Source organism: Jeotgalibaca caeni (assembly GCF_028863945.1).
Lineage (GTDB): Bacteria > Bacillota > Bacilli > Lactobacillales > Aerococcaceae > Jeotgalibaca > Jeotgalibaca caeni.
On record NZ_JARBEA010000004.1, the window covers coordinates 69,441 to 81,239 of the forward strand.

The following is an 11,799-nucleotide window of genomic DNA, read 5'->3' on the forward strand; positions in this document are numbered from 1 at the left end:
GCGCACGAATGATTGAAATTGATATGTTTGACGAAACAGAATCTGTTCAAGAAGAACATCAGCAACTAGTAGCCCGTTTAGTGGAATTTGCTGCAAGCTACTTAAAGCTAAAAGAGAATACAGAATTATCCATTACGTTTGTAGATAATAACCGCATTCAAGAAATTAACCGCGAATACCGTGGCAAGGATCAACCAACCGATGTCATTAGTTTTGCCCTAAATGATGAGGATGAAGATGATTTTCCGATTAATATGGAAACGGTAGGAGAGAATTTCCCAGAAAACATCGGTGATATTATCATTTCGATTGAGAAAACCGCAGAACAAGCAAAAGAATATGGTCATGGATTCGAACGCGAGTTAGGGTTCTTGGCACTTCATGGTTTCTTACATCTCAATGGGTATGATCATATGACACAAGAAGATGAAAAAGAAATGTTTGGACTGCAGAAAGAGATTTTGGATGCATATGGACTTAAAAGAGAAGAATAAAAAAGTGAAGAATAATTGGAAGAATAGGAAGTTTCGTGCATCGTTTCTCCATGCTCTGGACGGAATCAAAGTGATTCTAAAAGAAGAGCGGAATATGCGACATCATGCGGCGTTGGGATTTATTCCGATTGCATTGGGATTCTATTTCCAAATTGCTGCATGGGAATGGGCTTTTATTCTCACCTGTATTTTTTTGGTAATTATGATGGAATTTGTGAATACTATTTTTGAGACAGTCGTTGACATGATTACGGACTACGAATTCCACCCCCTGGCAAAGAGAGCAAAAGATATTGCTGCAGGGGCGGTATTGGTGTCTGCAACATTCGCGGTCACGATTGCTGCGCTCATTTTTATTCCCAAGTTCTATGCCCACTTTTTTTAAGGAGGAGAAATGAATGGAAGAAAATCAATCATTTAAATCAGGATTTATTTCCATTATTGGAAGACCGAATGTCGGTAAATCCACTTTATTGAACCGGATTGTCGGTCAAAAGGTAGCCATCATGAGTGATGTGCCACAAACAACACGTAATAAAATTCAAGGTGTAGTAACGACTGACCAATCACAAATGGTATTTATCGATACACCTGGTATCCATAAACCATCCCATCGATTGAATGACTTTATGTTACAAAGTGCCTATAGTACGTTTAACCAAGTAGACATCGTTCTCTTCATGGTTAATGCGGAAGAGAAACGTGGAGGCGGAGATAATTTCATTATGGAACGGATGGAAAAAATCCGTACTCCAAAATTCTTAATTATCAATAAAATTGATAAAATTTCTCCTGAAGAATTGTTACACATCATTACAGACTATACCTCTGTCCAAGAGTTTGCTGAAGTGGTTCCCATTTCTGCAACAAATGGAAACAACGTGGATGCTCTACTTCAAACGATTCAAAAATATTTACCAGTAGGCCCACAATACTATCCAGCTGATCAAGTAACGGATCATCCAGAATACTTTATCGTATCTGAATTCATTCGTGAAAAAGTTTTGCAGTTAACGCGTGAAGAAATCCCGCATTCTGTAGCAGTTGTCGTTGATTCCATGCAACGAAATGAAGACAATAAAATCCATATCTATGCAACCATCATTGTTGAACGTTCCAGCCAAAAAGGAATTATCATTGGCAAAGGTGGGAAGATGCTAAAAGAAGTCGGAACACGTGCCCGTCGCGACATTGAAATCATGCTCGGGGATAAAGTCTTTTTAGAATTATGGGTAAAAGTCCAAAAAGACTGGCGGAATAAACAATCCCATCTCCAAGAGTATGGATATCGTCAAAAAGATTATGAGTAAGACGGCTTACCAAGAGTTTGGTGGGATTGTCTTGTCGATTAGGAAGCATAAAGAACAAGATGCGCTCATCAAAATCTTCACGCTTGAATACGGCCAACGGATGTTTTTCGTTAGAAACTACTACAAAGCCAATCATGCGATGAAAACAGCTCTATTGCCGTTTTCACATGCGACTTATATAGGGACAATCAAGTCAGACGGTCTTTGTTTTTTGCAAGATTACAAGGAAGTTGAAAACTTTTCAGTCATTCAACAAGATGTATATCTGAATGCTTATAGTACGTATTTTGCTAATCTAGCGGATGCCGCAATCGAAGACGGTGAGGTAAATAAGGAATTATTTGACCTCCTACTGGTTAGTTACCAACAATTGCAAAATGGACTGGATCCAGAAATCATCATGAACATTTTTGAAATGAATATGTTGCGTTATTTTGGGGTCTTCCCTAAATTGGGGCGATGTGCCGTTTGTGGAAACGAAAAAGAGCCATTTGACTATTCAGTACGCTATTCAGGTGTTTTGTGTACGAAGCATTTCCACGAAGATCCGAAACGATTGCAGATTCATCCTGCGGCGATTCACTTTTGTCGCATTTTCCAAGTAATCCAACCGACACAGGTAAACCAGATTTCTTTAAAAAGCGATACAAAAGAAGCAATTCGACAGCTTATTGATTTCTTCTATGATGAGTTTGTAGGAATACGCCTGAAGAGTAAGGCTTACATTGATCAGATGTATGAATGGGAACAATCAATGCAGATTGTAAAGCGGAAACGTGAAGAAGAGGAATAGAGAGGCAGCCAACTTTTGCTTGACTTTATTTTTCTACGTGTTTACTATATATAAATAAGAATCTAATAAGAATGTTGACGATGAAAGTACGACCGTTACTCCTCTCTAGCGAATTTGGGATAGTGTAAGCCAAATATGAGGAAGGCGAATCGGAAAGGCACATCTGAGTTCAGTGAATGAAGAGCTGGTAGAACCAGAAGTAGGGTGGAACCGCGAGTAGATAACTCGTCCCTATGTTGCATTTAGGCGGCATAGGGGCGATTTTTTTATGCTCTTTTCTGCTACGTACACATTCAAAAAAGGAGAATTCATATGGGAGAAAAAATTACGGTTCAGAAAATGATTCAAATTCTGCAAAACTATTGGGCCGAACAAGGCTGTTTGTTGTTAAATGCCTATGACACGGAAAAAGGAGCAGGGACCATGAGTCCTTATACATTCCTCCGTGCAATTGGACCAGAGCCTTGGAATGCGGCATATGTAGAGCCGTCAAGAAGGCCGGCAGATGGCCGTTACGGAGACAATCCAAACCGGTTATACCAACATCATCAATTCCAAGTAGTGATGAAGCCTTCTCCAATAAACATCCAAGAACTTTATCTAAAAAGTTTAGAGGCTTTAGGTATCAATCCACTTGAACATGACATCCGTTTTGTAGAGGATAACTGGGAGAATCCATCTCTTGGTTGTGCAGGACTTGGCTGGGAAGTGTGGTTGGATGGAATGGAAATTACTCAATTCACTTATTTCCAACAAGTAGGGGGACTAGAGTGCAACCCGGTTACGAGCGAATTGACTTACGGAATTGAGCGATTGGCTTCTTACATTCAAGACGTTGAAAATGTTTACGATTTGGATTGGACGGAAGGCGTAAAATATGGAGAAATCTTCTATCAACCGGAATTTGAACATTCAAAATATTCCTTTGAAGAAAGTGATCCAAAACTATTAATGAATTTGTTTGAAGCTTATAACGAAGAAGCATTGAAACAAATCGAGAATGGTTTAGTCCATCCGGCATATGATTATGTATTGAAATGCTCGCATGCCTTTAACTTGTTAGACGCTCGTGGAGTCATTTCTGCGACAGACCGCGCTGGGTTCTTAGCTCGTATTCGGAATATGGCACGTAAGTTAGCCAAAGCCTTTGTTGAGAAACGGAAAGAACTAGGCTATCCACTACTTCCAGAAGCGGATCGTGAACGACTATTGAAGGAGGAAACCAAGTGAGTACAACGCTATTATTAGAAATTGGATTAGAAGAAGTTCCTGCACGATTCTTACGTGCAAGCAGTGAACAATTAAAAACACATATGCAAACCTTTCTAGAAGAAAATCGTATTGCACACGGTGAAATCCAAGCTTTCGCTACACCAAGACGATTGGCAGTGAGCGTGCAGGCTGTTGCAGATAAACAAGAAGATATTGTTGAAAAAGCAAAAGGTCCAGCGAAGAAAATCGCGCTCGATGCAGATGGTAATTGGACGAAAGCAGCCATGGGATTTGCTCGTGGTCAAGGTGTAGACGTTGACGCATTGTACTTTGAAGAATTAAAAGGTGTCGAATACGTTTATGCGAATAAAGAAATGAAAGGAATCCAAACGGTTGATGTATTGAGAAATCTTCCCGAAGTGATTCAAGCGTTACGGTTCCCAGTAACGATGCGGTGGGCAGATCAATTATTTGAATTTATCCGTCCGATTCATTGGATTACCGCTCTATATGGTTCTGAAGTGATTCCATTTACATTCTTAACGATCGAATCTGGTCGTACTTCAAGAGGACATCGTTTCTTAGGGAAAGAAGTAACATTTTCTTCTGCAGATGAATACGAATCAGCTCTAGCTGATGAATTTGTAATTGTAGATTTAGATAAACGGAAAGCAATGATTGTGGAACAAATGCACGAAATTGAACAAGAACATGGCTGGATTATTCCTTCTGACGATGAACTGTTAGAAGAAGTTGTTGCTCTTGTTGAATACCCAACAGCTTTCGATGGTTCTTTTGATGAGAAGTACCTTTCTTTACCAGAAGAAGTTTTGATTACTTCGATGAAAGAGCATCAGCGTTATTTTGAAGTAACGAATCAAGCAGGGCAATTACAGCCAAACTTCATTTCTGTTCGCAATGGGAATGGGGAACATATCGATATGGTTCGTAAAGGGAACCGGAAAGTATTAACGGCTCGCTTAGAAGACGCCCTATTCTTTTATGAAGAAGACCAAAAAATTACGATTGAAGAATCAGTAAATAAATTGGCTTCTGTTTCTTTCCATGCGAAAATCGGCTCCTTAGCCCAAAAAATGCACCAAACGGCTCGTTTAGCAGATAAACTAGCCGAACTTATTGGAATGAATGAAGATGACCGAGCTTTACTAGGAAGAGCTGCTTCCATTTACAAATTCGATTTAGTTTCTAATATGGTAGGAGAGTTTCCTGAACTACAAGGGAAAATGGGCGAGCGTTATGCCTTGCTTCAAGGGGAAGCACCTGAAGTGGCAGCTGCTATTCGTGAACATTACTTACCCTTATCGAGTGATTCTGCATTACCAGAGACTACAATCGGTGCAGTACTCGCAGTAGCGGATAAACTGGACAGTATCATCAGCTTCTTCAAACAAGAAATGATTCCTACTGGTTCTAACGATCCATACGCACTACGTCGTCAAATGATTGGAGTTGTGCAAGTAATTGAGTCGTATCAATGGTCCTTCTCCCTTCAAAATTTCTTGATGGGTGCGTTGGAACAGGTATATCAACTCAAAGAAACTGCGCATATGGAGAAACTGACAACGGACTTGATGGACTTTGCTAAAGGGCGTGTCCAACAAAGACTTCAGGCTTACCAAATCTCTCATGATATTCAAGAAGCGGTTCTACATTGTGGGGAAACAGACTTGTTACTCATCATTAAAAATGCAGAGGTGCTCGCTGACTTCCAATCCCATGAATCGTACAAAGGGTTTGTTGAATCGTTAGCTCGTGTATTGAACTTGGCGGAGAAAGCTGAAGCACCGTATGAAGTGGATTTAAATCTGTTCGAAACGGCCAGCGAAAAGAATCTGTATGTCCAAGGGAACCATTTGGAAACCATCTGGAATTCTGCAACGGTGAATGAGAAATTAGCAGCATTAGCAGCTCTAGAACCATATATCACAGCATTCTTTGATGAAAACATGGTTATGGTAGATGATTCTGCAGTACGGAATAATCGTCTTCATACACTTGCATTGGTAGCAGAGCGAATCAAGAGTTTCGCAGATGTGAGAAAGTTAATTACGAAATAAAAAGGAAATCCGTTCCCGCGAGCATCCTGCACATGGGAGCGGATTGTCTTTTATTAGAGCGAATATGCTTTATGAACGTCCTTCGATATGTTAAATTAGAAGATGAAAAAGGATTGCAAGGAAAGTAAATAGAAGTAAGGAACGAGTTCTGAAAGAACGTTCCAAGGAGGACATCTTATGTCAATGTTTTTAGATCACGCGCAAATCAACGTGAAAGCCGGTAAAGGTGGCGACGGAATGGTTGCCTTCAAGCGTGAAAAGTATGTACCGGATGGTGGTCCTGCTGGTGGAGACGGTGGAAAAGGCGGAAGCATCATTTTTGAAGTGGATGCTGGCTTACGTACGTTATTAGATTTCCGTTATAACCGTCATTTCCGCGGAACCCCTGGTGAAAATGGAATGAGTAAGAGTAAATACGGTAAATCTGCCAAAGACACAGTCGTGAAGGTTCCGCCAGGTACCATCGTGCGGAATGCAGAAACCAAAGCTTTGTTAGGTGACTTGACAGAACCTGGACAACAATTGGTAGTAGCAAAGGGTGGACGTGGCGGAAGAGGGAATATTAAGTTTGCCTCTCCTCGTAACCCAGCTCCAGAGATTGCTGAAAATGGTGAACCGGGTGAAGAATTAATTTTAGATTTGGAATTGAAAGTTATTGCAGATGTCGGTTTAGTAGGCTTCCCATCCGTTGGGAAATCAACCATTCTTTCCGTTGTTTCTTCAGCAAAACCAAAAATCGGTGCTTATCACTTTACGACCATTGTTCCAAACTTAGGAATGGTGAAAACAACGAGTGGTGCCCAGTTTGTTATGGCAGACTTACCAGGTTTGATTGAGGGAGCTTCGCAAGGAGTAGGATTAGGTATTCAGTTCCTACGTCATATCGAGCGGACTCGCGTTATTTTACATGTGCTAGACATGGGTGCAACAGAAGGCCGTGACCCGTTTGAAGACTTCCAAACCATCAACAAAGAACTTGAAAGCTATGAACTGAAATTGTTGGAACGACCAATGATTATTGTAGCAAACAAGATGGATGTTCCTGGTGCAAAGGAAAATCTAGAAGAGTTCCGCGATCAATTGGCTGAATTATACTCTGTAGCAGATATGCCACGTATTTTTGAAATCTCGGCTTATCAAAACCAAGGGCTAGATGACTTACTGAATCACACAGCAGAAGTATTGGAAACAACGGACTTGTTCCCATTATTTGAAGAAGAGGATGAAGCTTCCGTTCTTTATAAATTTGAAGATGATCAAAATCAAGGAATTGAGATTACTAGAGATTCGAATGCCACATGGATTCTTGGCGGCGAACGCTTAGAAAAACTATTCTTGATGACTAACTTTAATCATGATGAAAGCATCATGCGTTTTGCTCGTCAACTTAGAGGAATGGGCATTGATGAAAAACTACGGGAACGTGGGGCTCAAGATGGCGACTTAGTGCGCATCATGGATTATGAATTTGAGTTTGTCGACTAACCGTAAAACGAAACGAGTGTCAAAAACATGAAAATACAATTTTTAGGTACAGGCGCGGGAGTTCCTTCCACCATGCGATATTTAAGCAGCATTGCCTTAAAGCTGCTTGATGAGCGAAATGAAATTTGGCTTTTCGATTGTGGAGAAGGAACACAACAGCGTATTTTAAAGACTTCATTGAAACCACGCAAGGTAAGCAAAGTTTTTATTACCCACTTACATGGAGATCATATCTTTGGTTTGCCTGGTTTTCTAAGTAGTCGTGCGTTCCAAGGCGGCGATACACCTCTTACCATATACGGCCCGAAAGGGATAAAAGATTTTGTCCTAACCAGTTTGCGAGTTTCACAGTCCCATCTCCGTTATCCAATTTTTTTCCATGAGTTAGAGGAAGAAGGGGTTGTTTTTGCGGACAAGCAGTTCCAAGTAACCTGCGCGAAACTTTCTCATGGGATTCCGTCTTTTGGCTACCGGGTAGAAGAGGCAGCTTATCCAGGTGAATTATTAGTGGACAAGTTAAAGGCCGAGAATGTTCCTGCAGGTCCTATTTATGGGAAACTGAAAAATGGTGAGACGGTCGTTTTACCAAATGGCAGAACCTTAGATGGAGAAGATTATGTTGGGAAGGCGATTCGAGGTCGAGTGGTTACGATCCTTGGCGACACAAGAAGAACCAAGCAAAGTGTAAAGTTGGCAAAAAATTCCGATGTATTAGTCCACGAGGCTACGTTCGATAAGCACAGCCAACAAATTGCTTATGATTATTTCCATTCTACGTGTGTCGATGCAGCGAAGGTAGCGCGAGATGCAAATGTTCAGCAGCTCTATTTAACTCACATTAGTTCTCGTTATGCAGGAAAAGAGGTCTATGCCTTAGAAAAAGATGCGAGAGCTATATTTAAGGCAACGACGCTTGTAAATGACTACGATGAATTTGATATTCACCTTTCTAAAGAATCAGATTGAAAAAATGAAATAGATAAGGATGGATGTAAATGAAAAATCAATGGAGATTGATTGCCGGTATTATCGTACTATTCATTATTATTGTCTTTGCCGTTTTGAACGTGGATGATGTTCCTGTCAACTTTGGCTTCGGCGAAGTAATCGCCCCTCTTATCATCATTATTTTCATATCTTTATTGCTAGGTTCTTTGCTGACGCTGCTTGTTTCTACAGTGGCAACGGGCCACCGCAATAAAGAGCTAAAAACTCTGCGTGGGAAAGTGAACCAACAAGAAGAGCAGTCCCAAGAGGCGATTAAACGTGTGCGAACACAGTATGAAGAGCGAATTCAAGCTCTCCAGGAGTCTCTTGCAGCTAAAGAAAGCGAAATAAATCAATTAAGACAAACTGAAACAACGGTTCCTTCGTATACCGATACAAATCGTCGGGACCTCTATCAATAGAAAAAACTTCGCCTGGAAGTGCGGGCGGAGTTTCTTTTCTTGATGAAAGGGAAGAGAGGAGATTACGGATTGTTAACTGCAAGAATGAATTGGAGAATTAAAGAGCATCCAACTAGTAACGGAGAACTTCTTACTCTCCAGAAACAAACCGAATATAGTGACGCCTTCTTACGTCTTTGTTTGCATAGAGGGCTCGATACCAAAGAAAAAATTGATGCCTTTCTCCAACAAGACGAAACTTCCTTCCATGACCCTTTTTTATTATACGAAATGGAAAAGGCAATTGATCGCATTAAAATTGCAATCGAAGAAGGACAAGCTATTAAGGTGTTCGGTGATTATGATGCGGATGGTATCACGAGTACAGCCATCCTAGTTGAGGCATTGGAAAGTTTAGGAGCAAATGTTTCCTATTATTTACCGAACCGTTTTAGCGATGGATATGGGCCGAATCCTCGCCTTTTTCAAACCTTTATTGATGAAGGAACGGAATTAATCCTGACTTGTGATAATGGTGTTACAGGTCATGAATCCATTGCTCTAGCAAATCAACATGGAATTGATGTGATTGTTAGCGATCACCACGAGATTCCCGAGACATTGCCAGACGCGTATGCAGTCATCCATCCCAAGCATCCAAACGGGAACTATCCGTTTGAAGATTTGTCAGGTGCCGGTGTCGCATTAAAGATTGCCGGAGCCTTAATGGAACGTATCCCTTATGAATGGCTGGATATTGCAGCTATTGGTACGGTCGCTGACTTGGTGTCTCTAACGGATGAAAATCGCTGGATTGTCCAACAAGGTATTTTAGCGTTGAGACAGACAGAACGACTGGGCTTGCATCTCTTATTCGAAAAAGCGAGCATACAGGTAGACCAATTGGACGAAGAGTCCATTGGATTTATTATTGGACCAAGATTGAATGCACTTGGCCGCTTAGGCGACGCATCTCCAGGCGTCGAATTGCTCCTTTCCTTTGACGAAGAGCGCTTAGAGGAAGTAGTGGCAATGATTCAAACAACGAATAGCAAAAGACAAGAAATTGTCGCTGAAATTTTTGAATCGGCACTAAAGAAAGTAGAGGCTCTTGAAGAACTACCACTTATTCTTCTCTTAGCAGAAACCAATTGGCATGAAGGTGTTCTTGGAATCGTAGCGAGTAGACTGGTAGAACATACGGGTCGACCTACAATTTTATTACATCTTGATGAAGAAACAGGGATTGCAAAAGGTTCTGCTAGAAGCATCGAATCTGTTCACATCTATGAAGCCCTCTCTGCTTCATCCGACCTGTTACTGAAGTTTGGCGGTCACAAAATGGCAGCTGGAATGAGTGTGGCAAAGGAACAGCTGGATCAATTAGCGCACTCTTTGAACGAATATGCGAAACTTTTACAGGCTGATATTGAAAAAGGGGAAACACTTTATATAGATGAAATCCTTTCAGTAGAGGAAGTCAATTTAGCCTTTTTAGAAGAGTTGAACCTCTTGAAGCCGTTTGGCACTGGAAATGCCAAACCGGTCTTTGGCTTTCGGGATACGGAAGTTAAAAATGTACGAAAAATTGGTGCAGACCAACAACATTTGAAAATGATTCTGCAAAGAAATCAGGAACAGTTAGATGTAATTGGCTTCAACCATGGTAAGCTGGCGAACCATTTGACGGAACAACAGCCAGTTTCTGCGGTAGGGGAACTGAGTGTCAATACATGGAAAGATATCTCCAAACCTCAGCTCTTTTTGAAAGATTTAAAAGTGAATCAGGTGCAATACTTTGATTTACGCAGTTCAAAACTAGCAGCTGATTCTCTAACGAAAGAAGCGAGTGTTTATTTATTTTTCAACCGCAAGTTTTTTGAACAAACAGCGAATCGGATCCCTTCTAGTTCAGTTGCAGTGTTGTTGGAAAGTGATGATTCCATCCCGCCATTTGGAGACACATTACGTAATCTCGTATTGATGGATTGTCCAACTCATTTGGATGATTTAGCTAGTTTCTTAGCTGACCATTCCTTCGAAAATTACTACGTTTATGCCTATCCAATCAAGCCGGCTACCCTGGAAGGAATGCCTACTAAGGAACAAATTTCCCACATCTATAAGTATTTCTATACTCGTCAAAATATGGATGTTCGTGGGAAGCTGGATGCTTTGGCTAAATACTTACAAATTCATAAGAATTTGTTGATTTTTATCATATCGATGTTTTTAGAGGCGAAATTTGTTACAATAGACAACGGTGTACTGAATCCAGTGAAAAACCCTCAACGGATTGAGTTAACTGAAACAGAGACATATCAACAAAGAATTAAAAATATAAAAGCAGAAAAATTATTCATTTATGGCCTCTTTGATGAAGTCAAAACATGGCTGAGTGAACAAGGAAACTGAAGGTCAGTAGGAGGATAAGTTGATGGATTTTAAAAAATATATCGCTGATGTACCAAATTTCCCAGAAGAAGGGATTATTTTCCGTGATATTTCTCCACTCATGCAAGACGGAGAAGCATATCAAAAAGCAATCGAAAAAATCATTGAATTTGCGAAAGACAAAAAGGTAGATAAAGTAGTCGGACCTGAAGCACGTGGATTCATGGTAGGCTGTCCGGTAGCAGTTGGATTAGGCAGTGGTTTCGCCATGGCTCGTAAAAAAGGAAAATTGCCACGCGAAACAGTAGAAGTTGCCTATGGGTTGGAGTATGGTGAAGCAGTCTTGCAATTGCACTCAGATGCAGTTCTACCAGGTGAAAAAGTGCTAATCTGTGATGATTTATTAGCAACTGGTGGTACTACTCGTGCAACGGTTGAATTGATTGAGAAGTTAGGCGGAGAAGTTGTCGGCTTGGCGTTCTTGATTGAATTGCTAGACTTAAACGGTAGAGACATGGTGAAGGGTTACGATATCTTTACATTAATGGAATATTAAGCCATAACGAAAAAACATACTAAGATTAGTAGGTAGAAACCCCGACGGGGGTTCCTGCCTACTATTTTCTTTTTTTCAGATATAGTAGT

At 40.7% G+C, this 11,799-nt stretch carries 11 protein-coding genes; all 11 read left to right on the forward strand.

The features are described 5' to 3' along the window. Window positions 1–11 precede the first annotated feature (11 nt). Entirely contained in the window at window positions 12–494 is a 483-nt protein-coding gene (ybeY, locus tag PVE40_RS01575; RefSeq protein WP_274730120.1) for an rRNA maturation RNase YbeY, read from the forward strand. After that, window positions 466–879 carry a diacylglycerol kinase family protein gene (locus PVE40_RS01580; protein WP_274730109.1) on the forward strand — a complete coding sequence of 138 codons (414 nt, stop codon included), beginning with the start codon at window positions 466–468 and terminating at the stop codon, window positions 877–879. The genes ybeY and PVE40_RS01580 overlap by 29 nt, the downstream gene beginning before the upstream one ends. Window positions 880–892: 13 nt before the next feature. Then, window positions 893–1,804 carry a GTPase Era gene (gene era, locus PVE40_RS01585; RefSeq protein ID WP_274730110.1) on the forward strand — a complete coding sequence of 304 codons (912 nt, stop codon included), beginning with the start codon at window positions 893–895 and terminating at the stop codon, window positions 1,802–1,804. Continuing rightward, complete coding sequence (gene recO / locus PVE40_RS01590; RefSeq protein WP_274730111.1) at window positions 1,776–2,597, forward strand: DNA repair protein RecO; 822 nt, start codon at window positions 1,776–1,778, stop codon at window positions 2,595–2,597. The genes era and recO overlap by 29 nt, the downstream gene beginning before the upstream one ends. A gap of 312 nt (window positions 2,598–2,909) precedes the next feature. Then, on the forward strand, window positions 2,910–3,827 hold the full coding sequence (gene glyQ / locus PVE40_RS01595; RefSeq protein ID WP_274730112.1) for a glycine--tRNA ligase subunit alpha: 918 nt from the start codon (window positions 2,910–2,912) through the stop codon (window positions 3,825–3,827). Beyond that, window positions 3,824–5,887 carry a glycine--tRNA ligase subunit beta gene (gene glyS / locus PVE40_RS01600; protein ID WP_274730113.1) on the forward strand — a complete coding sequence of 688 codons (2,064 nt, stop codon included), beginning with the start codon at window positions 3,824–3,826 and terminating at the stop codon, window positions 5,885–5,887. The genes glyQ and glyS overlap by 4 nt, the downstream gene beginning before the upstream one ends. A gap of 177 nt (window positions 5,888–6,064) precedes the next feature. Continuing rightward, window positions 6,065–7,372 carry a GTPase ObgE gene (gene obgE, locus PVE40_RS01605; protein WP_274730114.1) on the forward strand — a complete coding sequence of 436 codons (1,308 nt, stop codon included), beginning with the start codon at window positions 6,065–6,067 and terminating at the stop codon, window positions 7,370–7,372. A 27-nt stretch (window positions 7,373–7,399) separates the two neighbouring features. Next, entirely contained in the window at window positions 7,400–8,338 is a 939-nt protein-coding gene (rnz, locus tag PVE40_RS01610; protein ID WP_274730115.1) for a ribonuclease Z, read from the forward strand. A gap of 29 nt (window positions 8,339–8,367) precedes the next feature. Then, a complete protein-coding gene (locus PVE40_RS01615; protein WP_274730116.1) occupies window positions 8,368–8,781 on the forward strand; it encodes a lipopolysaccharide assembly protein LapA domain-containing protein in 414 nt (137 codons plus the stop codon). A 69-nt stretch (window positions 8,782–8,850) separates the two neighbouring features. Then, window positions 8,851–11,175 carry a single-stranded-DNA-specific exonuclease RecJ gene (gene recJ, locus PVE40_RS01620; protein ID WP_274730117.1) on the forward strand — a complete coding sequence of 775 codons (2,325 nt, stop codon included), beginning with the start codon at window positions 8,851–8,853 and terminating at the stop codon, window positions 11,173–11,175. Between the two features lie 22 nt (window positions 11,176–11,197). Next, window positions 11,198–11,710 (forward strand): adenine phosphoribosyltransferase, encoded by a 513-nt coding sequence (locus tag PVE40_RS01625; protein WP_274730118.1) that lies wholly within the window; start codon window positions 11,198–11,200, stop codon window positions 11,708–11,710. The last annotated feature ends 89 nt before the right edge of the window (window positions 11,711–11,799 follow it).

Bases quoted from the DNA above. Each gene is read 5' to 3' on its own strand.
- PVE40_RS01580 (WP_274730109.1), top strand. From the start codon at position 466: ATGCATATGGACTTAAAAGAGAAGAATAAAAAAGTGAAGAATAATTGG.
- era (WP_274730110.1), top strand. From the start codon at position 893: ATGGAAGAAAATCAATCATTTAAATCAGGATTTATTTCCATTATTGGA.
- recO (WP_274730111.1), top strand. From the start codon at position 1,776: ATGGATATCGTCAAAAAGATTATGAGTAAGACGGCTTACCAAGAGTTT.
- glyQ (WP_274730112.1), top strand. From the start codon at position 2,910: ATGGGAGAAAAAATTACGGTTCAGAAAATGATTCAAATTCTGCAAAAC.
- obgE (WP_274730114.1), top strand. From the start codon at position 6,065: ATGTCAATGTTTTTAGATCACGCGCAAATCAACGTGAAAGCCGGTAAA.
- rnz (WP_274730115.1), top strand. From the start codon at position 7,400: ATGAAAATACAATTTTTAGGTACAGGCGCGGGAGTTCCTTCCACCATG.
- PVE40_RS01615 (WP_274730116.1), top strand. From the start codon at position 8,368: ATGAAAAATCAATGGAGATTGATTGCCGGTATTATCGTACTATTCATT.
- PVE40_RS01625 (WP_274730118.1), top strand. From the start codon at position 11,198: ATGGATTTTAAAAAATATATCGCTGATGTACCAAATTTCCCAGAAGAA.